The sequence below is a fragment of the Edaphosphingomonas laterariae genome (genome assembly GCF_900188165.1).
GTDB lineage: Bacteria > Pseudomonadota > Alphaproteobacteria > Sphingomonadales > Sphingomonadaceae > Sphingomonas_E > Sphingomonas_E laterariae.
The window spans coordinates 64135-85040 of the sequence record NZ_FZOS01000016.1 but is presented as its reverse complement, the minus strand read 5'-3'; the positions used below and the strand labels follow the sequence as shown (position 1 = coordinate 85040).

The window sequence follows — 20906 nt, the reverse complement described above, 5'->3', positions numbered from 1 at the left end:
TCGAGAAACAGTCTGCCATCACTGCGCGGGCCGCGCTTACCCTTGCGGCCGCCCGGAACAAACTCTCGCAATCGCTCCCACTGATCGTCCCGCAGAACTTCCCCTTCCACGCCAACCTCCAAAAGTCAGCGTTGAATCAGAAATCCAGTCCAACGTGAATCCCTAAAATGTCACTACAGCCTAGCGCCGTCCGCTGCAAACTGGTGGTAGATTTCCTTTAAGGCGGTGAGAAAGGCCACGAAATAGCGCTGGCTGCGTTCCGCCGCGCGATTTCAGCCCGATCGATGCGACGCCTCAGGCGATCACGGCGGAGAGCGCCCTTGCCAGATCGATCTGGCTGAACGGCTTCTGCAGCTTGAAGAATTTGAAGTCGATATCGTCCGGCAACTCGCCATAGCCGGTGGCCAGGATCGCCGGAATGTCGGGGCGTTCGGCCCGCGCGGCTACGATCAGTTCCACGCCGGTGACGTTGGGCATGGCCTGATCGGTCATGATCAGGTCAATCTCCGGGTGACTGTGCAGCAGGGTCAGGCCCGCCTCGGCCGACGCGGCTTCCAGCGGCACATGGCCCAGATCTTCCAGCAGCGCGGCGGAATTGATCAGCACCAGCGCATCATCGTCGACCACCAGCACGTTCAGCGGGCGCGCGGCAGCCGGCACGTTGGCCGCCGTCGCGGTCGCCTTTGCCGGCGCGTCGGGCGCAGGCATGGCGGGCAGCCACAGTTCCGCCGTCGTTCCCTCGCCAAGGCTGCTCTGCAGCACGAACTTACCGCCCAGCTGCTCGATCAGGCCGTGGATCATTGACAGGCCAAGCCCCGTCCCCTTGCCGACGCCCTTGGTGGTGAAGAAAGGCTCGGTCGCGCGGGAAAGCGTTTCAGCGTCCATGCCCGTGCCGGGGTCGCTGACGCTCAGCACCACATAAGGCCCGGCGGGCAGGCCGTGCAGCCCCTCCGCCCCCACCACCCGATCGCGCCCGGAAACGGTGATGACCCCGCCATCCGGCATCGCGTCGCGCGCATTCACAATCAGGTTGAGCAGCGCCATTTCGAGCTGGTTGGCATCCGCCTTGACGTTGCACAGGTCGAGCGGGAAGCGCGCCTCGATCGGCCAGGCCGGGCCGAGCGAGCGTTGCAGAAGATCGGTCATGCCATGAACAAGCGCCGGCACGGCAACGCGCACGGGCTTGAGATGCTGGCGTCGCGCAAAGGCCAGCATACGCTGGGTGAGGCCCACCCCGCGATCGGCGCCCATCACCGCATTGTCGAGCAGGCGCTGGACGTGCGGATCATCCGGCAGGCGCTTGCGCAGCAGTTCAAGGCTGCTGAGAATTGCCATCAGCAGATTATTGAAATCATGCGCGATCCCGCCGGTCAGCCGGCCGATCGCATCGAGTTTCTGCGCCTGGAACAATTGTTCATGCGCTTGTTCGAGCGCGATCTGCGCTTCCACCCGTTCGGTCACGTCGCGGGTGATCTTGGCGAAACCGATGATCTGGCCGTCGCTGGCGTGGATCGGATCGATGACGACGTTGGCGCGGAAGTGGCTGCCGTCCCGGCGAACGCGCCAGCCTTCGCCAAGGAAGCGCCCTTCGCGGCGCGCCGTTTCCAGCGCACGCGCGGGGGCGCCGGCCAGCCGGTCCTCCTCGGTATAGAAAGTTTCGAAATGCCGGCCGATGATCTCCTGCTCGCTATAGCCCTTGATCCGCGCAGCCCCGGGATTCCAGCTCGACACCAGACCGTCGGCATCGAGCATGTAGATCGCATAATCGGTGACGCTCTGGACGAGCAGCCGGAATTGCTGATCCTGCCGCATCAGATCGGCCTCGGCGCGCTGTCGTTCGGTCAGGTCGCGCGTCAGCTTGGCATAGCCGATATGGCCGCTTTCCGGCGTCACGATCGGAAGGATCGTGACATGTGCCCAGAAACGCTCGCCATCCTTGCGGACGCGCCAGCCTTCCTGTTCGAACTTGCCGGTCGACGCCGCGATCTCCAATGCCCGGCGCGGAAGGCCGGCAGCGCGATCTTCATCGGTGTAGAAGCTCGAAAAATGCCGGCCGACAATCTCGTCAGCGCGATATCCCTTCAGCCGCTGCGCGCCCGTGTTCCAATTGGTCACGCGCCCATCCAGATCGAGCATATAGATCGCATGATCGGTGATCGCATCGACGAGCAGCCGGTACCGGCCATCTTCCGTCAGTGGAGTCTCGGCGCACCCGGTTTCGTCCATGTTGGCGATCGTTCCCGCATTCACGTGTCAGCTACGCAAACCAAACCCTCGGCAATGCCTAAAGTTTCGCGGGATTTGCCCGCCGCCCGATGGGATCATGCCACCGATCGTTCGTCGGCAGAATCCACGGCCTCGTCCCCTTCCCCGTAAAGCCGATCGAGATAATGGCCGGCCAGCAGATAGTGCGCCCGAACCGCCGCCGGGTGGGTCGCCGTCTGGGCAAGATCGATTTCCTGTTCGGCACGCCGCTCCAGATAATGCGGATCGTCCAACGCTTCGTTCATCGGCTGCTCTTTTTTCACAATCAACGTCATAGCGCCTGCCCTACGAAGGCCCGCGCCGAAGGTTCCGCGACTAATCCTACGGAATGATACCGCTCAACCCGCCTGGGGTACGAGCAGTTGTTCGATCGCGACGAGCAGGCCGTTCGGGTGGAACGGCTTGCCGACCAGCGCGGCATCGCGGAACCGGGGCGGCAGATGATCGCGGCCATAACCCGTCACGAACAGGAAGGGGATGCGCCGATCGGTCAGCTCGGCGGCGATGACGTCCACCGCCTCCCCCTGCAGGTTGCCGTCCAGCACCGCCAGATCGGCCTCGCTCGTTTCGATCAGGTCGAGCGCCTCGGCGACGGTGGAGGCCGGCCCCAGCGGCACGGCCCCCGCATCCTCGACCGCGGCGGCGATCTCCATCGCGACCAGCGGTTCATCCTCGATGATCAGGATGCGTTGCCCCGCCAGCACGCGCGCATCGGCCACCACATCCTTAGGCGGTGCGGGTGCGATAACGGGCTCGACGCTTTCCACAGGGCGGATGCGCGCGCCGATCGGCACCAGCAGCGTCCAGGCCACGCCCTCCGGCGTGTAGCCGGGCGTGGCCGATCCGCCTTCCGCCTTGAGGCTGCGTTCGATCAGCGCCGTGCCGAAGCCGCGCCGGCGCGGCGCGCTGACGATCGGGCCGTCGCGTTCCACCCATTCCATCCTGAGATCATCGCCTTCAACGACCCAGGTCAATGAGACGCGGCCGCCGGGCACGGAAAGCGCGCCATATTTGTGGGCGTTGGTCACCAGCTCGTGCAGGATCATCGCCAGATGCAGCGCCAGCTCCGGCGCCAGATCCAGCTCGGGGCCGTCGATGACGAGCTGGGCGGGATTGACCGTGCCGATATCGATCTGGCCGTTGATCAGATCGCGCAGGCTGGCACCCTGCCATGTCGTGTTGCTCAAGAGCGAATGGGCGCGCGCAAGCGCGTGGATACGGCCCGTGAAGGTGGGCGCAAAATCCGAAGGTCCGCTGGAATGGCGCAACGTCTGTTCGGCGATCGCCTGCACCGATGCCAGCGTGTTCTTCACGCGATGGTTGAGCTCGCCGACCAGCAGACGCTGCGTATCCTCCGCACGCTTGCGATCGGTGACGTCCAGTATCTGCAGGTTGATCGATACCAGCCGCCCCTGCCCGTCCAGCAGCGCCGAACAATAGCATTCGCAATCGACCCGCAGCCCTTCCGCCGTCCGCATCCGCATCGGCTGCATGTCGCGCAACCGGCGCCCGGCGATCAGATCGTCCATCAGGGCTGCAAAGGGCGCCGCGTCGTCGGGATCGAGCCAGGCGAACTGGCGCGGCGTGAACCCGGCCACCTCCGCCGATCGCCAGCCGAACAGGCGCTCCGCGCCCTTGGACCAGGCGATGACATGCAATCGGGCGTCGAATTCGACGATGGCTAGCGGTGAATTGTCGCTATGGGCGTTCAACCGCGCCAGCGCCGCCGCATGCTCGTCGCGCTGGCGCGCCAGTTCCTCGCGCTGGCGGAAAAGTTCGACGAAGATCTGAACCTTGCTGCGCAGGATCTGCGTGTCGACCGGCTTCAGAAGATAATCCACCGCACCGGTTTCATAGCCCTTGAAGCGGCGGCGATCATCGGTCGCGACGGCGGTCAGGAAGATGATCGGCACGCGCCGCGTGCGTTCGATCCCGCGCATCAGTTCGGCCAGTTCGAAACCGTCCATCCCCGGCATCTGGACATCGAGCAGCGCCAGCGCGACATCGTGAACCAGCAGCAGTTCGAGCGCCTGAACGCCCGATCGCGCCTTGAGCAGTTCGACGGCCGATCCCTTGAACAGCGCCTCGAGCGCGGTCAGATTGTCCTCGACATCGTCGACCGCGAGGATCTTGATCGCGCTAGGCGGCATCGCTCAGTTCCCGGCTGGAGACAAGGTTGCGCCGATAGATCTTCTCGGCCTCGTTAAAATCGGAAAAGCCATCGGAATATCGCGAAAAGCGCAGCGATTCCTTGGAACCCAGCCCCAGAAACCCATCGCGCACCAGCGACTGGCTGAACAGGCCCAGCGCGCGATCCTGAAGCTCGCGATCGAAGTAGATCAGCACGTTGCGGCTGGAAACCAGATGGACCTCCGAGAAAACGGCATCGCTGGCGAGATTATGTTCGGCAAACACCGCCCGGCGCCGCAGCGTCTTGTCGAACACGGCCGCGCCATAGGCCGCCGTGTAATAATCCGACAAGGATCGCGTGCCGCCGGACAGGCGGTGATTTTCGGTGAACTGCTGGATGCGATCGAGGCTGTAGATCCCGGCTTCGGCCTTGGTGAGCGCCGCCGGGCTGATATCCGTGCAGTAAAAGATGGTACGCTGTTCCAGCCCCGCTTCGCGAAACAGGATCGCCAGCGAATAAAATTCCTCGCCATTGGCGCAACCCGCGATCCACACCTTGATGGACGGATAGGTTCTGAGATGCGGGATCACCTGTTCACGAAGCGCGCGGAAATAAGCGGGATCGCGAAACATCTCGCTCACCTGAATGGTCAGGAAACCCATCAGTTCGGCAAAGACCGCCGGTTCGCGCAGCACGCGATGCTGAAGCTGGGACAGGCTTTCGCAACCGAAACGCTGCTGCGCCCGCATCAGCCGGCGGTGCAGCGATCCGCGCGAATAGCCCCGAAAGTCATAATGATAATGTCGCCAGATCGCGTCCAGAAGCAGATCGAGTTCGATATCCTCGTGCGGCAGGAAAACCTCGCTCATCGCGGCATCCAGACCCGCGCCAGGCTGAGCAGCTTGTCCACGTCGAGCGGCTTGGCGAGATAATCATTGGCGCCGGCCTCCAGGCATTCCTGCTGGTCGCGCTCCATCGCCTTCGCGGTCAACGAGATGATCGGCAAGTCCTTGCCCCAGGCCTGCGACCGGATCTCGCGCGTCGCCGTCAGCCCGTCCATCTCCGGCATCATCACATCCATCAATACGAGATCGACCGGGGGGGACAGGCCCCGCCCGGCTTCATCCAGCAACTGCAATGCTTCACGCCCGTTCCGGGCGATGCGGACATTTGAACCATGCGGCTCGAAAATGCTCGCAAGGGCATAGACGTTCCGTATGTCGTCCTCGACCACCAAAATTTCTCGTCCGTCGAGGGTTGCGTCGCGATTCAAGGACTTGGTGATCAGCTGCTGCTGCTGCTCGGGCAGGTCGGATACGACCTGATGGAGGAACAGGGTCACTTCATCGAGCAACCGTTCCGGCGATTTCGCGCCCTTGACGATGATCGACTTGGAATAACGCCGCAGACGCAGTTCCTCGTCCTGCGAAAGATCGCGGCCGGTATAGACGATCACCGGCGGGAAACCGACCGTCTCGTCGCCGCTCAGCCGTTCGAGCAGATCGAGGCCCGACGCGTCGGGCAGGTTGAGATCGAGCACCATGCAATCGAACGTTTCCTGCCCCAGCAACGCGCAGCATTCGGCGGCCGAATGCGCCTCGATCGTCTCCACATCGCGCGAAGCGAGCAGCAGCTTGATGCTTTCGGCCTGCCGCGCATCATCCTCGACGACGAGCACGCGGCGCATGCGCTGCGACATGCGCGCCTCCAGCCCTTCCAGCATGTCGATCAGCGCGTCGCGCTTCACCGGCTTGAACAGATAGCCGATCGCGCCGCCCGACAGCGCCGCCTTGCTGTCATCGCCCACCGATACGACATGGACGGGGATGTGCCGGGTGCGCACGTCGCGCTTGATCCGATCGAGAACCGAAAGGCCGGTATGATCCGGCAGGTTCATGTCGAGGATCACGGCATGGGGCAGATATTGCCGCGCCATCAAAGCGCCCTCGTCGGCCGTGCCGGCGATCAGGCATTCGAACTTCAACTCATGCGCGATGTCGCAGAGGATTTTGGCGAAGGCCGGATCGTCCTCGACGATCAGGATCAACCGCGCATCCCCGCTCAGCCGTTCGCGATCGTCGCTGACCAGCGCGGCTTCGCGGCGACGCAGCGGCTTCACCACCTGCGGCAGCGGCCGGGCCGGCTCGGCCGCCGGCGTCGCCAGCGCGCCGTCGAAAGAAGGCGGCACGATCAGGGTGAAGGTGCTGCCCGCTCCCGGCACGCTTTCCACCGCCACCTCGCCGCCAAGCAGGCGGGCAAGCTCGCGCGAGATCGAAAGGCCAAGGCCGGTCCCGCCATATTTGCGGCTGACGGTGCCATCGGCCTGACGGAAGGCTTCGAAGATGATCTGCTGCTGATCGGGCGCGATGCCGACGCCGGTATCCCGCACCGCAAAGGCCAGCCGCCCGTCGGCGCGCGCACCAACCTTCAGCGCGACCGAACCGGAATCGGTGAACTTGATCGCGTTCGACAGGAAATTCTTGAGCACCTGTTCCAGCCGCTGCGGATCGGTTTCCATCTCCAGCGGCGCATCGCCCTCCGCCTGCGCCTCGAACCGAAGCCCCTTGGCCTCGGCCGACGGGCCGAACATCGCCTGCAGCTTGTCGAGGATCGCGGTGATGCGGACGCGCCGGGGCTGCAGTTCGAGCTTGCCCGCCTCGATCTTGGAGATGTCCAGAATGTCGTTGATCAGCGTCAGCAGATCATTGCCCGACGTCTCGATCATCTCCGCATGGCGCACCTGCTCATCATGCAGGTTGCCCTCGCGATTTTCGGCCAGCAGGCGCGCCATAATCAGCAGCGAATTGAGCGGCGTCCGCAATTCGTGGCTCATGTTCGCCAGGAATTCGGATTTGTAGCGGCTGGCCTGATCCAGTTCCGCCGCCTGCGTCTGAAGCGAAGCCTGCACGCGGGCGAGATCGTCACGCTGAAGCTCCAGCTGCCGGGTCTGCCCTTCCAGCTGGGCGTTGGTCTGTTCGAGCTCGGATTTCTGCAATTCGAGCCGCGACTGCGAGTCCTGCAGCTGGCGGCTCTGCGCCTCCAGCTCATCATTATTGGCGCGCAGCTCCTCGCTCTGGACCTGCAGTTCCTCGGCCTGCTGCTGCGTTTCCTCAAGCAGTTCGCGCAGCCGCGCGCGATATTTGCCCGATCGCACCGCCACGCTCAGCTGATCGCCCGCGCGATCGAGCAGCGCCATCGCCCGATCGACATTGGCGCCGCTCAGGCCAAGCTCGATCACGGCGTTCACGGCATCCTCGGCCTTGACCGACGCGATGATCAGCGCGCCCGGCTTCGCGCTTCCCAGCGCCGAGCCGTAATAAAGATAGCCTTCGGGCACGTCCGAAAGGACGAAGGCGCGCTCGTCACGCACGGCCTGCCCCAGCAGGCCATCGCCGGCGGCGAAGCGTTCCGGGATGTCGGCATGGGCGGGGACACCGTAACTGGCGCAACGGACGAAGCCGTCACCATTGCTGATGTAGAGCGCGCCGGCCTGCGCATCGAGATATTCGGCGAGGAAGCTGAGCGCGTTGGCGCCCAGTTCGTCGAGCGGCCGATCGCCCGCTACCGCCTGCGCCAGCCCGACCTCGCCGGCCTGCAGCCATTCCTCGTGCTGGATCGTCAGCCGGTTCTGGATGAAGAAGAAGCCGATGCTCGCCAGCATCCAGCCGATCACCGTGCCCAGGGCGCGGTTGCCGATGGCGATGGCCGGGTCGACGCCCGCGGGGGCCAGATGATAGCCCGCGATCGTCAGCAAGGTGGCCAGCGCCGCGACGATCAACGGCAGCTGTGGCCGGACCGCAAGATAGGACAATACGACGGGAAGCAAATAGGCCACCCATACCGCCGTTCCCAACGGGAAGATCATATCGGCAGCGAAAGGAAGTCCAAGCAAGACAGCAAGACCGGCATAGAGCCACGCGGACATTATCCCTGCTTTTTGCTTGCCCATATCGCTTCATTACCTCTTCAGACTGGCGCAACGACTATCGAGCGGCGCATCGGATCGACATCTCACACGGGATCCCTGCCGCAGAACGCGACAAGCATTTCGAAAGTCATGCCTTCTCGAAGCGCAAATGCCAAGCGTGCAGGCATGGGGCGGGTGTCAGTCGCGCATGACGCGCGGAAGCGGCCCGCCCCGCCCGTTCAGGCTTCCAGCGCGTCGAAGATCGCGGTGATGGCGGCGGGCGCGGAAACGAAGTCCATGTGGCGGCACTTCACCTCCACATTGCTGTCCGCCTCGTGCGGCAGGCCGCGCGCGCAGGCGGGGGCGACGATGCCGTCATTGGCGGACCACAGCGCAAAGGTTTTCATGGGCGGCTTTCTGGTCAGGTCCACCTGCATCGGCGGCTGGTCCACCGGATGCCCGTTCAGCCGTTCATAGAGCTTCCACGCCCGGTTGGCGCGCAGATCGCCCGAAAAGGGGCTGCCCAGCGTAATCACGCGATCGACCAGTTCCGGCCGCAGCTTCGCCAGTTCGCGCGCGTAAAGCCCGCCCAGGCTCCATCCGATCAGCGAAACCGGCGTCCCTTCATCGAGCGCGATGGCGTCGAGCTGTTCGCACAATCGGTCGAGCAGGTCCGGCGTCGCGCCACGGTTCATACCCAGCCCCCAGCCATGGGGGGCATAGCCGGCGATGCGCAGCATCCGCCGCAGCCGCAGCGTGAAGATGTCGCGCGCCATGAAGCCGGGGATCACCATCACCGCGCGTCCGTCCGCCCGGCGCGTCGCCGCGATCCGCCGCGCGGCCCATGCGGTAAAAGGGCGCGACACCAGCGCCTGCCCTTCGGCCAGGAAACGCGCCAGCGGCGGCACGCCGCCATCGGCCAGCGCCGGCTCGGGATGGTCCTGCATGACCGGATGATGAAGCGTGTGTGACATGGCGATGACAACGTAATGCACGCCATCGGGTTGCGCGAGGGTGAACGAAGTAAGCGAAAGCATTATGAGAACGCGGACCGGGGCCGCAATCCGGCGAAGGCCGGATTATCCTAAAAGCGCGGCTGGCCCGATACGGCACGACATGCTTTAGGTGGCCGATGCCCCACGATGCCCGCCGCCACGCGCCCGCCACCGCCCGCAACCGCGATCCGATCCTTGCCGTGCTGCGCGATGCCCTGCCCGCCACCGGCCTCGTGCTGGAAATCGCCAGCGGCACCGGCGAACATGCCGTGCATTTCGCGGGCGCGCTGCCGGGCCTCACCTGGCAGCCGAGCGATCCTGATCTGGACGCGCTGGGGTCGATCCGTGGCTGGGCGGAGGCCGCGCGACTGCCCAATCTCCGGCCGCCACTTCTGCTCGATGCATCCGCGCCCGACTGGCCGATCGACCGCGCCGATGCGCTGGTCTGCATCAACATGGTCCATATCAGCCCGTGGTCGGCCACGCTCGGCCTGTTCGCCGGGGCCGCGCGCATCCTTTCGCCCGGCGCGCCGCTGATCCTCTATGGCCCCTATCTCCGCGCCGACGTGGAAACCGCCGCCAGCAACCTTGCCTTCGATGCCGATCTCAAGGCGCGCAACCCGGCCTGGGGCCTGCGCGATCTGGCGGACGTGGCCGCTGTCGCGCGCCATGCCGGTTTCACCGCCGAAGGCGTGGTCGAACTGCCGGCCAACAACATCCTTGTCATATTTCGTTACGGTTGATCGATTGTCCAACGGCGGCACGGCGTTAGGCTCGTCGCCAGTCACCCTTTCCTGCCAAGGATCCCCGATGCGCCTGTTTGCCGCGGCCATGGCCGCCACGATGCTCAGCACCCCCGTTTCCGCCGCCCCCCGCCCGATCGCTTATGCGGCGGCACCCGCCAGCACCGGCACGATCGTACTGCCGCTGGCCAGCGCCGACGATCTTGCCGTGCGCGGCGCCACATTGGCCGAGGCGGATCGCGCCGCCATCGCCCGCGCGCTCACCGCCGCCGCGTTCGATTACAAGGCCCGCTCCACGCTTTCGCTGCGCGGCATTGGCGGCCACGCCCACATCCTCGTCATCGGCATGGGCAAAGCCGCGCCGCTCCCGGCCGATCTGCAGGATATCGGCGGCCTCGCCGCGCAGAAGACGTCGGCCGATGACGGCCCGGTCGCGCTCGTCGCCACCGGCCTCGGCAACGCCGCCGCCGGCGATCTCGCCCTCGGCGCCACGCTCGGCGGCTATGGCTTCGACAAATATCATGTCGATGTGACGCCGGCGAAGCCCGGCCAGTCCGCCGCGCTCACCATCGTCACCGCCGAAGCCGATGCCGCGCGCAAGGCGGATCAGCGCGATGTCCGCGCACTGGCCGACGCCGTCGCCTTCACCCGCGATCTGGTCAGCGAGCCCGCCAATATCATCTATCCCGAAAGTTTCGTCGCGCGCACGCAGGATGCGTTTCGCGGGCTGGCCGGCGCCAGTGTCGAGGTGCTCGACGTGCCCGCGCTCGAACGGCTCGGCATGGGCGGCATTCTCGGTGTCGGGCAAGGCTCGCGCCGGCCGCCGCGGCTGCTGATCGTATCCTATAAGGGCACCGGCGCCCCCGCCCAGCCGATCGCGCTGGCCGGTAAGGGCATCACCTTCGATTCGGGCGGCATCTCGATCAAGGGTGGCACCGGCATGTGGGAAATGAAGACCGACATGGCCGGTGCCGCCGCCGTCGTCGGCACCGTGCTCTCGCTCGCCAAGCGTGGCGCGCCGGTCAATGTCGTCGCGTTCGCGGCGCTTGCGGAAAACATGCCCGGCGGCGGCGCCACCCGCCCCGGCGACGTGCTGAAAACCTACAGCGGCAAGACGATCGAAGTGGTCAACACCGATGCCGAAGGCCGCGTCGTGCTGGCCGATGCGGTGGCCTATGCCGACAAGCGCTACAACCCGTCGGCGATCATCGACGTTGCCACCCTCACCGGCGCCGTCGGCCGCGCGCTGGGCGATGAATATGCCGGCCTGTTCAGCCGCCACGATGCGCTGGCCGGGCAGCTTGTCGCCGCCGGCAAGGCGACGGGCGAACTGCTGTGGCAGCTTCCGCTCCACGCAAGCTACGCCAAGGATGTGAAATCGGACATCGCCGACGTTCGCAATTCCACCGAAGGGCGCAATCCCGGTGCCGGCCATGGCGCGCAGTTCATCGGCTATTTCATCGATCCGGCGACGCCCTGGGCGCATATCGACATCGCGTCGACCGCCTGGACGAGCGAAGAACAGCCCACCGCGCGCAAGGGTGCGACCGGCTATGCCGTCCGCCTGCTCGATCGCTTCGTGCGCGATTACCAGCCCGTGCCGCGCGGCGCGGGCGAAGGGGGGAAATAAGCGCCGCCACGGCCGCTATCCCGGCCATGATCGGGATAGCGGCGCAAGCGCACCGCGCGGGTAAATTCGCATCTTGCCCGCCCCGGCTTGCCCTCGATGCCCGCCTGCGGCACCCTGCCACCCATGAGCCGCTTCGTAACCGACCGGCTGATCTTCACACCCGGCGAAGTCGATCTCGCCCGATCGCCGCTGGCGGGGCATCTCGACGCTGAAACCTATGTGCTGGGCGCGTTCAATCCGGGCTTCACCCGGCTGCCCAACGGCAATCTGCTGATGATGGTGCGCGTGGCCGAGGCGCTGCGCGATCCGATCCGCGACGGCCATGTCCACGCGATCCGCTGGGTGGCCGGCGACAAGCAGGGTTCCGGGGGCGGTTCGCCATCAGGCACCGGCCGCTATGTCCTCGATCCCTGGCCGCTCGATCAGGCCGACACGGCGGACCCGCGCAAGTTCATGCTCCATGGCGGCGGGTGGAAGGTGATGGCGCTGACCTCGCTGTCCTGGCTGCTGCCGGTGGAGCTTTCGCCCGACGGGCTGGAACGGGTGGCGGTGCATTATGATCGCGCGATCGCGCCGGCCCATGACGTGCAATGCTATGGCATAGAGGATGCGCGGATCAGCAAGGTCGGCGATCGGTGGTGGATGACGACCTGTTCGGTCAGCCCCGAGCGCCATGCGACGACGCTCCACAGTTCCGACAACGCGCTCGACTGGCGGTTCGAAGGCGTGGTGCTCGATCACCAGAACAAGGACATGCTGATCTTCGAAGGGCTGATCGACGGACGATATTGGGCGCAGACGCGCCCGCTCGGCGACCTCTATTTCGCATATCCGCCGGGCAGTGAATGGCGCGCCGGCCCTTCGATCAACCTTGCCACCTCCCCCGATGCGCTGCACTGGAAGCCGCATCTGGCGCCCGGCATCCGCCCGCGATCGGGCACGGTGGCGACGGCGCGGATCGGTGGCGGCGCGCCACCGGTGCTGACCGACAAGGGCTGGCTGACCCTGTGGCACGGGGTGGAGCCGCACGAGATCGTCGGCATCTATCGCACCTACTGGTCGCTGCTCGACCGCGACGATCCCAGCCGCACCCTCCATAGCGACGACACCCCCCTCCTCGAACCCGCGCCCGAACTGACCCGGCCGATCGAGGAACTGATGTATCTGCACAATGTGGTGTTCACGACCGGGATCGTCGACGGTGGCGACCATTTCATCGTCGCCTCGGGCGAGGCCGATCTCGCCTGCCGGATCACCCATATCCCCAAGGCGCATTTCGGCCTTTGAAGGACTGGGCGCATCGGTCGTCGCGGTCGCTTATGTGACGCAACCTGGGCGCCATGTTGTTGCTTCGGCAGCACCGTGCGCGCCGGAAGCCGGCAGAACCGCGCGCAACCCTCACCTTCCTCGATCTCCTCAACCGCCCGCGCGGGGATGACGAAAGAAAATTGCGCCGCTATCCATCGGCACAGATCCCAGGAACAGAAAGCCTATTCCATGCGTCGTCGCACCTTCCTCGCCGCCATTCCCGCCGCTGCGGCGGCCCCTGCGATGCTGCGGGCGCACCCCCCCGCGCCTGCCCCTGCCCCGGTGTGGACGCCGGGCGAGGTGCGGTTCGACCGACCGGACGTGCGCGGCGGCGATCGGCCGGTGGGCGCCAGCTTCGCCTCGCGTTCGGCGGTTTACGGGCTGTCCGGCGGCGCCGGATCGGCCCAGCCGCTCGCCACGCAGGCGGGGATCGAGATTTTGAAGAAAGGCGGATCGGCGGTCGATGCCGCGATCGCGATCAATGCCTGCCTCGGCTTTCTGGAACCCACCGCCTGCGGCATTGGCGGCGATCTTTATGCGCTGTTGTGGGATCCGAAGAAGGGCAAGGTCGATGGCCTCGCCAGTTCGGGCCGCTCACCGCGCGGGCTGAGCTTCGAAACGGCGCAATCGCGCACGAAGAACGGCGTTCTGCCGGCTTATGGCGCGGTCACGGTGTCGGTGCCCGGCACCGTCGCCGGCTGGTGGGCGCTCCACCAGCGCCACGGCAAGCTCAAATGGGCCGAGCTGTTCGAACCGGCGATCGCCATGGCCGAAGGCGGCGTGCCGGTGGCGCCGATCATCGCGCATTATATCGGCCGCGCGATGGCGAACTTCACCAAACCGGGCATGGGCATCGAGGAAGTGGACAATGCCCGCAAGCTGTGGATGGCCAATGGCGCGGCGCCCCGGGAAGGCGATCCGTTCCGCAACCCCGATCTTGCCCGCACCTATCGCCTGATCGCGCAGGGCGGCCGCGATGCTTTCTATAACGGCCCCATCGCCGACACGATCGAACGCTATTTCAAGCGTATCGGTGGCTGGCTGACCCGCGCGGACCTTGCCGCGCATCAGGCCAATTGGTCGACGCCGCTGGAAACCAGCTATCGCGGCATCGGCGTGCATGCGATCGGCGAGAACACGCAGGGGCTCGCCACGCTCCAGATGCTCAACATCCTCGAGCATTTCGACATGAAGGGTGCGGGCTTCCAGTCGGCGCTGTCGATCCACCTGCAGGCGGAGGCCAAGCGCCTCGCTTATGAGGATCGCGCCCGTTATTATGCCGATCCGCAATTCGCCAAGGTGCCGTTCGAATGGCTGGCATCGAAGGAATATGCGGCCGAGCGCGCGAAGCTGATCCGCCCGGACCGGCTGATGACGGACGTGAAGCCGGGCAACGCGCCGTCGCGTGGCGACACCACCTATTTCACCGTTGCCGACAAGGATGGGCTGATGATCTCGCTCATCCAGTCCAACTTCCGTGGCATGGGTTCGGGGCTGATCGCCGACGGCCTGGGCTTCATGTTCCAGGATCGCGGCCAGCTCTTTTCCTTCCAGCCCAGCCATCCCAATATCTACGCGCCCGGCAAGCGCCCCTTCCAGACGATCATTCCGGGTTTCGCCACCAGGGATGGCAAGCCGTGGCTCAGCTTCGGCGTGATGGGCGGCGACATGCAGCCGCAGGGGCAGACGCAGATCATCGTCAACCGCAGCGACTATGGGCTCGACGCGCAGGCCGCCGGCGATAGCCCGCGCTGGCACCACGAAGGATCGTCCGAAAGCATGGGCGAGGATTCGGGCGACGAAGGCCCCAACGGGCTGCTGCGGCTGGAAAATGGCGTGCCGCAGGCGACCCGGCAAAAGCTGGCCGATATGGGCTGGAAGATCGGCGCGTCCGACGGCGGCTTCGGCCGCTACCAGTGCGTCGAGCGGATCGAGCGCAATGGCGAACGCGTCTATGCAGCGGCGAGCGAGATGCGCGCCGACGGCTGTGCCCTCGCTTATTAAGGCTGACTGAAAAGGCCCGCCGCCATCCCGACCTGGATCGGGGTGGCGGCGGGCCGCATTTCAATAACCGTTCAGCCGCGCCACCCGATCGGCGTGGAAACCGCTGTCGCCGAACAATTCCTCCAGCACGCGCTGGCGCTTCATGTAGAGGCCGATGTCGAACTCGTCGGTCATCCCCATGCCGCCATGCATCTGGATGCCCTCCTGCACCGCCAGCATCGCCGCGCGGCCGGTCTTGGCCTTGGCGACGGCGACCATCAGGTCGGCCTTTGCGTCATTGCTGTCGAGCAATTGCTGCGCCTTCAACGTCGCGGCGCGGGCGATCTCGATTTCGGAATAAAGATGCGCGGCGCGGTGCTGCAGCGCCTGAAACTCACCGATCAGCCGGCCGAACTGCTTGCGCTGCTTGAGATAGTCGACGGTCATGTCCATCGCGGCGCCGGCAACGCCCAGCATCTCCGCCGCCGCCCCGGCGCGCCCGGCATCGAGCATGCGGCACAAGGGCGCCCAGCCGCCATCCACATCACCGATCACCGCGCCGGCATCCACCGCGACACCGTCGAACAGCATCCGCGCGGCGATCGAGCTGTCGGCCAGCCGCACGCCTTCCACCGACAGGCCCGCCGCGCCCTTGTCCACCGCGAACAGGGTGATGCCCTGTTCCTCGCCCGCCGCGCCGGCCGTCCGCGCGGCAACGATCACCAGATCGGCGACATGGCCATGCGCCACGAACTGCTTGCCGCCGGTCAGGCGGAAGCCGTTGCCCGATCGTTCGGCCCGGAGCGCGGTTTCCACCGGGCGATGCTTGCGCAACTCGTCAACGGCGATCGCCGCCACGGTGTCGCCGGCAACGATGCCCGGCAGATAACGGCCCCGCATGTCCGCATCCGCCCCCTTGAGCGCCGTCACGGCCGCGACCGCGCTCGACAGGAAGGGTGAAGGCGAAAGGTTGCGGCCGATCTCCTCCAGCACGATCCCCGCTTCGACATGGCCGAGGCCGCTGCCGCCATCTTCGGCCGGAACGAGCACGCCGGTCAGCCCCATTTCGGCGAACTGCTTCCACAGATCGCGGGAAAAGCCGGTCGCGTCGTTGCTGTCGCGCAATTGGCGCAGATGCTTGACGGGCGCCTGTTCGGCCAGGAACGGCCCGGCCATATCCTTCAGCATCGCCTGGTCTTCGGTCAGGAACATCGGCATCGGATCAGGCCCCCGGCAAGTTGAGGATATGCTTGGCGATGATGCCGAGCTGCACTTCGCTGGTGCCGCCCTCGATCGAATTCGCCTTGGAACGCAGCCACGCGCGCGGGCGCGTGCCCTGTTCCGATCGCGCGCTTTCCCATTCCAGCGCGTCCGAACCGCCGGCCGCCATGTCGAGCTCCAGCCGGCGCTTGTTCAGCTCGGTCCCGGCATATTTCATCATCGACGGCTGCGCGGGGTGCGCGCGGCCATGCTTGAGTTCGTCGAGGAACTTTTCGGACATCGCCCGGAAGGCCAGCGCATCGACATCGTGGAGCGCGATCTCGGCGCGCAGCACTGGATCCTCGATCGGGCCATATTCACCGGCAAGCTGGTGGCCGAGCGACGGTTCGCCAGCGGCAAAGCCCATCGAACTGATCATCTCGCGCTCATGGCCGAGCAGATATTTGGCGACCGTCCAGCCCTGATTGACCGCGCCGACAATCTGTTCCTTCGGCACCTCGACATTGTCGAAAAAGGTTTCGCAGAAGGGCGAATAGCCGGAAATCAGCAGGATCGGCTTGGTCGACACGCCGGGCGATGCCATGTCGAACAGCAGGAAGCTGATGCCCCCCTGCTTCTGGCTGGGATCGGTGCGGACCAGGCAGAAGATCCAGTCGGCCTTGTCGGCATAGCTGGTCCAGATCTTCTGGCCGTTGACCAGCCAGTGATCGCCCTTGTCCTCCGCCCGCGTCTGCAAGCCGGCCAGGTCCGATCCCGCGCCGGGTTCCGAATAGCCCTGGCACCAGCGGATCTTGCCCTGCGCGATTTCGGGCAGATAGTGCCGCTTCTGCTCCTCGGTTCCGAACTTCAGCAGCGCGGGGCCGAGCATCCAGATGCCGAAGCTGTGGAGCGGGCTGCGGCAGCCGAGCCGGGCCATTTCCTGACGGAGAATCTTCGCCTGTTCGGGCGAAAGGCCACCGCCGCCATATTCCTTCGGCCAATCAGGCACCGTCCAGCCGCGCGCGGCCATCGCTTCGAACCACTGCTGCTGCTCGGGGCTGGCGAAGTGGCCCTTGCGGCCACCCCAATAGGCATCGTCGAAACCGGCGGGCTGGCGCATCGCCGGCGGGCAATTCGCCTCCAGCCAGGCGCGCGTTTCGGCGCGGAAGCTTGCATCCTCGGTCATTTATGTCCTCTCCGACGGGTTCTGGCCCGATTACGGACTGACATGCCATCCGTTGACGCTAACGTAAAGCGCAATGGCGACAGGGAGAGCGTGATGGACCATGAGGCGGTGATGCGGGCCTATTACGAGGCCTATAATAGCGAGAACCCGGCCGCGCTCGGGGCGTTGCTGGCGGAAGATGTCGTGCTGGTTTCGGCCACCGGCGAGCAGGTGGGCCGCGACGCCTATCTCGCCACCTATGGCTGGATGACGACGACCTTCGAGGACCGCATGACGCCGGAACGGATCACGGCCGACGATGCCGGCGCCACGGTGGACATTTACGACCGGCTGGTCGCCCGCGCCGATGTCGCGGATTTCCTGGGGATGAGCCCGCGCGCCGGCGAGGTAATCGAACTGCACCTCACTGGCCACTACACGATCCGCGATGGCCGGATCGCACGGATCGAGATCGGCCCGCGCGCGTGAGGCCGTTGCCTTGGCGGCGGCTTTGATGCCAACTGGCGGCCCCAAGGAGGAACGCGCATGGCCCATTGGCTGATGAAGTCCGAACCCGAATCCTATTCGTGGGACGCGCTGGTCCGCGATGGCGGGACGGAGTGGGACGGCGTGCGCAACCCCGCCGCGCGGCTGCATCTGAAGGCCATGCAGGTCGGCGACGAGGCCTTTTTCTACCATAGCGGCGCGGACAAGGCCTGCGTGGGCGTGATGAAGGTGACGCGGACGTGGCGGCCCGACGGGCCGGAGGACAAATGGGCCTCGGTCGCGGTCGCGCCAGTCGCCCCCCTTGCCGCCCCGGTGACGCTGGCGACCATCAAGGCCGATCCCCGCCTCGCCAGGCTGGAAATGATTCGCCAGTCGCGCCTTTCGGTATCGCCCGTGGGCGAGGATGAATGGCAGACGATCCTCGAACTGGCCGGTGGCGTTCGCGGCGGCTGAGAGGCCGCGAGCCGACACGTCCGCTTGGTGGCTTTCCCAACCGATTGCGCACAGGCGAGCCCGGCTAGTGGCCGGGCTTCACCTCGATCTCCACGCGTTCGATCTTGCCCGTGAACTTGAATGGCAGCTGATATGTGAAGTCGATCGGCGAGCCGGTATCCATGCCGATATCCACCCCTTCGCCGAGCGAGAACTGGATCGGCACGGTCTTTTCCAGCCGCCCGCCGGCGATCTCGCTACCATTGGCGGACAGCGTGATCGTCCCGCCCTTGCCCATGCCGCCGCCATCATATTTGAAATCGACCACCAGCGTCGCCTTGCCCTTGGGCAATGCGGCCTCGGCAGTGAAAGTCGGCCGGTCGACCGACAGGAAGTTGTAGACGAACACGGGCTTGCCCTGCCGCAGATAGAGGCCGTAGCCGCCTTCCAGCCCGCCATGGGTGATGATCATGCCTTCGGCTTTGGCGTCGGGAAGGTCGATCTCGGCGGTGATCGTCCAGCTCTTGTTGAGCATCGGCAGGCAGGCCGAGTCCGGCAAGGCAAGCTGCCCTTCATAATAGACCGCCTTCGTGCGCCCGCCCACCATGCTCGGCCGCCCCATCGCCTCGGCATTCATACGCTGGGTGCCACGCCAGTCGAGCGGCAGGACGTTGTGCTTGGCGGCCTCCACCCACCACATATCCTGCAGTTCGCGCAGCTTTTCGGGATGTTTGGCGGCCAGATCTTTCGCCTGCGAGAAATCCTCGTCGAGCTTATAGAGCTCCCAGACCTGCTCATCCGGGTTCCAATCCTCGGGCCGGATCGGCACCCAGGGCACGAACGAAGGGGCCGACGCCATCCAGCCCTCGTGATAAAGGCCGCGATTGAGCGCCAGTTCGAAATATTGAGTCTTGCGCTTGCTGGCGGCCTTGCCGTCGTCAAACGTAGCCGCGAAGCTTACGCCTTCGATCGGCTTTTGCTGGATGCCGTTCAGTTCGCTGGGCGCCCTGACGCCGCAGACTTCATAAAGTGTCGGCACGATATCGATCACATGGATGAACTGATCGCGCAGCGCGCCCTTGTCCTTGATCTGGTCCGGCCAGGAAATGATCATCGGATTGCGCGTTCCGCCAAAATGGCTGGCCACCTGTTTGGTCCACTGGAACGGCGTGTTCATCGCGTGCGCCCACGATGACGGGAAGTGGTTGAAGTGCTTCGGCCCGCCCAGCTCGTCGATGGCCTTGATATTGTCTTCCCACTTTTCCGGGAAACCGTTGAAGAACATGTTCTCGCAGAGCGAGCCTTCAAGCCCGCCCTCCGCGCTCGATCCATTATCGCCGGCGATGTAGATGATGATCGTATTGTCCGCGTCCGGCAGCGCCTTCACCGCATCAACGACACGCCCCATCGCCGCATCGACCTGCGCGCCATAGCCGGCGAAGACCTCCATCATCCGCGCATAGAGCCGCTTCTGATCGGCATTCAGATCGTCCCACGCGGGCAGGCCCTTGGACCGCACGGTCAATTCGGTATCGGCCGGCACCACGCCGAGCTTCTTCTGCCGTTCGATGGTCTTTTGACGATAGGCATCCCAGCCGTCGTCGAACTGGCCCTTGAACTTGTCGATCCATTCCTTCGGCGCCTGATGCGGTGCATGGGTGGCGCCGGGCGCGACGTACAGGAAATAAGGCTTGTCGGGCGCGATGCTCTTCACCTGCCGCACCCAGGTGATCGCACGATCGGCCAGATCCTCGGTCAGGTGATAATCGGGATCGTCCGACGCAGGCACGAGGTTCTTGTTCTCGTACAGAATCGGATTCCAGTGGTTCATGTCACCGGCATTGAAGCCGTAGAAATAATCGAAGCCGAGGCCATTGGCCCAGCGGTCGAACGGCCCGACCGCGCTCGTCTCCCAGGTCGGCGTATTGTGGTTCTTCCCGATCCACGCGGTCATATAGCCGTTCTGGCGCAGCACTTCGCCGATGGTGCCGCAGTTGCGCGGCAGGATGCAGCAATAGCCATCATATCCGGTCGCCAGTTCGGTGATCCCGGCGAAGGACGTGGAATGATGGTTGCGCCCGGTGATCAGCGCCGCACGCGTCGGGCTGCACAGCGCCGTGGTGTGAAAATGATTGTAGCGAAGCCCGTCCGCCGCCAGCCGATCCATCGTCGGCGAAGGTACGCCGCCGCCGAATGTGCTGAACTGGCCGAAACCCACATCGTCCAGCAGGATCAGCACGATATTCGGCGCGCCCTTGGGCGGCTGCACCGGCTGGGGAAAGGTCGCGGGGTCCGAATCCTGATAGGTTCGCCCGACTTCGCCGGTAAAATGGAAGTCCGGGCGCGGCAGGATATCGGGCGTTTCGGCGGGGCGATCGATGGACATGGCACCGGGCTCCAAATCTCGAATGAGGCCCTGAAAATAGATCGTACGGGCGGAGCGGCACCATCGGGATAAACCCGAGCAATGGGTCAGGCGACCAGCGTGCGGTGGATCGCCTTTCCATGGAATCTGGCGCCATGATCGACGCCCGCTGCGTCATCAAACGCCCACTCGGACGTCTCCGCCCCCACCGCCCCCCCCCCTTCCGAACAGGTCAAGCGGCAGACGCAGCGCTTGCGCTGTTCGTTCGAACGAAC

The 20906-nt window shown here is 65.3% G+C and carries 15 protein-coding genes and 1 pseudogene; 6 read left to right on the top strand and 10 right to left on the bottom strand.

Going from position 1 to position 20906, the window contains the following annotated elements:
• The 7 genes and pseudogenes from CHB74_RS21640 to CHB74_RS14120 all read right to left on the bottom strand — a co-directional run.
• A pseudogene (locus CHB74_RS21640) lies at nt 1-110 on the bottom strand (IS5/IS1182 family transposase); the annotation flags it as partial.
• A gap of 184 nt (nt 111-294) precedes the next feature.
• The gene (locus CHB74_RS14145; RefSeq protein ID WP_245842932.1) at nt 295-2250 is read right to left on the bottom strand and encodes a hybrid sensor histidine kinase/response regulator; all 1956 of its coding nucleotides are present in this window, start codon (nt 2248-2250) and stop codon (nt 295-297) included.
• A gap of 71 nt (nt 2251-2321) precedes the next feature.
• Nucleotides 2322-2510, bottom strand: coding sequence for a hypothetical protein (locus CHB74_RS14140; RefSeq protein ID WP_089220278.1), 189 nt, complete (start codon nt 2508-2510; stop codon nt 2322-2324).
• 93 nt (nt 2511-2603) lie between these two features.
• Complete coding sequence (locus CHB74_RS14135) at nt 2604-4415, bottom strand: response regulator (protein ID WP_089220277.1); 1812 nt, start codon at nt 4413-4415, stop codon at nt 2604-2606.
• A complete protein-coding gene (locus CHB74_RS14130; protein ID WP_089220276.1) occupies nt 4405-5277 on the bottom strand; it encodes a CheR family methyltransferase in 873 nt (290 codons plus the stop codon). The genes CHB74_RS14135 and CHB74_RS14130 overlap by 11 nt, the downstream gene beginning before the upstream one ends.
• The gene (locus CHB74_RS14125; protein WP_425442285.1) at nt 5262-8261 is read right to left on the bottom strand and encodes a response regulator; all 3000 of its coding nucleotides are present in this window, start codon (nt 8259-8261) and stop codon (nt 5262-5264) included. Before CHB74_RS14125 ends, CHB74_RS14130 begins: the two co-directional genes overlap by 16 nt.
• Nucleotides 8262-8542: 281 nt before the next feature.
• Nucleotides 8543-9250: an alpha/beta fold hydrolase gene (locus CHB74_RS14120; RefSeq protein ID WP_089220288.1), complete on the bottom strand. Its 708-nt coding sequence runs from the start codon at nt 9248-9250 to the stop codon at nt 8543-8545.
• 185 nt (nt 9251-9435) lie between these two features.
• Between CHB74_RS14120 and CHB74_RS14115 the strand changes: the two genes are divergently transcribed.
• The 4 genes from CHB74_RS14115 (at nt 9436) to ggt (ending at nt 14983) form a co-directional block, all read left to right on the top strand.
• A complete protein-coding gene (locus tag CHB74_RS14115) occupies nt 9436-10041 on the top strand; it encodes a DUF938 domain-containing protein (RefSeq protein ID WP_089220274.1) in 606 nt (201 codons plus the stop codon).
• A gap of 67 nt (nt 10042-10108) precedes the next feature.
• Nucleotides 10109-11671, top strand: a complete 1563-nt coding sequence (locus CHB74_RS14110; RefSeq protein WP_089220273.1) for a leucyl aminopeptidase — start codon at nt 10109-10111, stop codon at nt 11669-11671.
• A gap of 123 nt (nt 11672-11794) precedes the next feature.
• A complete protein-coding gene (locus CHB74_RS14105) occupies nt 11795-12958 on the top strand; it encodes a glycoside hydrolase family 130 protein (protein ID WP_089220272.1) in 1164 nt (387 codons plus the stop codon).
• 210 nt (nt 12959-13168) lie between these two features.
• On the top strand, nt 13169-14983 hold the full coding sequence (ggt, locus tag CHB74_RS14100; protein ID WP_089220271.1) for a gamma-glutamyltransferase: 1815 nt from the start codon (nt 13169-13171) through the stop codon (nt 14981-14983).
• A 60-nt stretch (nt 14984-15043) separates the two neighbouring features.
• On the opposite strand, the gene CHB74_RS14095 is transcribed toward ggt, so the two are convergent.
• Together CHB74_RS14095 and CHB74_RS14090 are read right to left on the bottom strand one after the other, a co-directional pair.
• Nucleotides 15044-16180, bottom strand: coding sequence for an acyl-CoA dehydrogenase family protein (locus CHB74_RS14095; RefSeq protein WP_089220270.1), 1137 nt, complete (start codon nt 16178-16180; stop codon nt 15044-15046).
• Between the two features lie 4 nt (nt 16181-16184).
• Nucleotides 16185-17348 carry an acyl-CoA dehydrogenase family protein gene (locus CHB74_RS14090; RefSeq protein ID WP_089220269.1) on the bottom strand — a complete coding sequence of 388 codons (1164 nt, stop codon included), beginning with the start codon at nt 17346-17348 and terminating at the stop codon, nt 16185-16187.
• A gap of 93 nt (nt 17349-17441) precedes the next feature.
• Between CHB74_RS14090 and CHB74_RS14085 the strand changes: the two genes are divergently transcribed.
• Nucleotides 17442-17816, top strand: coding sequence for a nuclear transport factor 2 family protein (locus CHB74_RS14085; RefSeq protein ID WP_089220268.1), 375 nt, complete (start codon nt 17442-17444; stop codon nt 17814-17816).
• 57 nt (nt 17817-17873) lie between these two features.
• Entirely contained in the window at nt 17874-18287 is a 414-nt protein-coding gene (locus tag CHB74_RS14080; RefSeq protein ID WP_089220267.1) for an EVE domain-containing protein, read from the top strand.
• Between the two features lie 64 nt (nt 18288-18351).
• Here CHB74_RS14080 and CHB74_RS14075 read toward each other — a convergent pair whose 3' ends face one another.
• The gene (locus tag CHB74_RS14075) at nt 18352-20652 is read right to left on the bottom strand and encodes an arylsulfatase (protein WP_089220266.1); all 2301 of its coding nucleotides are present in this window, start codon (nt 20650-20652) and stop codon (nt 18352-18354) included.
• Between the last annotated feature and the right edge of the window lie 254 nt (nt 20653-20906).

What these genes read in the sequence shown, in the direction of transcription:
- CHB74_RS14140 (WP_089220278.1), bottom strand. Translation starts at nt 2,510, where the DNA reads ATGAACGAAGCGTTGGACGATCCGCATTATCTGGAGCGGCGTGCCGAA.
- CHB74_RS14135 (WP_089220277.1), bottom strand. Translation starts at nt 4,415, where the DNA reads ATGCCGCCTAGCGCGATCAAGATCCTCGCGGTCGACGATGTCGAGGAC.
- CHB74_RS14125 (WP_425442285.1), bottom strand. Translation starts at nt 8,261, where the DNA reads ATGATCTTCCCGTTGGGAACGGCGGTATGGGTGGCCTATTTGCTTCCC.
- CHB74_RS14120 (WP_089220288.1), bottom strand. Translation starts at nt 9,250, where the DNA reads ATGCAGGACCATCCCGAGCCGGCGCTGGCCGATGGCGGCGTGCCGCCG.
- CHB74_RS14115 (WP_089220274.1), top strand. Translation starts at nt 9,436, where the DNA reads ATGCCCCACGATGCCCGCCGCCACGCGCCCGCCACCGCCCGCAACCGC.
- CHB74_RS14110 (WP_089220273.1), top strand. Translation starts at nt 10,109, where the DNA reads ATGCGCCTGTTTGCCGCGGCCATGGCCGCCACGATGCTCAGCACCCCC.
- CHB74_RS14105 (WP_089220272.1), top strand. Translation starts at nt 11,795, where the DNA reads ATGAGCCGCTTCGTAACCGACCGGCTGATCTTCACACCCGGCGAAGTC.
- ggt (WP_089220271.1), top strand. Translation starts at nt 13,169, where the DNA reads ATGCGTCGTCGCACCTTCCTCGCCGCCATTCCCGCCGCTGCGGCGGCC.
- CHB74_RS14095 (WP_089220270.1), bottom strand. Translation starts at nt 16,180, where the DNA reads ATGCCGATGTTCCTGACCGAAGACCAGGCGATGCTGAAGGATATGGCC.
- CHB74_RS14090 (WP_089220269.1), bottom strand. Translation starts at nt 17,348, where the DNA reads ATGACCGAGGATGCAAGCTTCCGCGCCGAAACGCGCGCCTGGCTGGAG.
- CHB74_RS14085 (WP_089220268.1), top strand. Translation starts at nt 17,442, where the DNA reads ATGGACCATGAGGCGGTGATGCGGGCCTATTACGAGGCCTATAATAGC.
- CHB74_RS14080 (WP_089220267.1), top strand. Translation starts at nt 17,874, where the DNA reads ATGGCCCATTGGCTGATGAAGTCCGAACCCGAATCCTATTCGTGGGAC.
- CHB74_RS14075 (WP_089220266.1), bottom strand. Translation starts at nt 20,652, where the DNA reads ATGTCCATCGATCGCCCCGCCGAAACGCCCGATATCCTGCCGCGCCCG.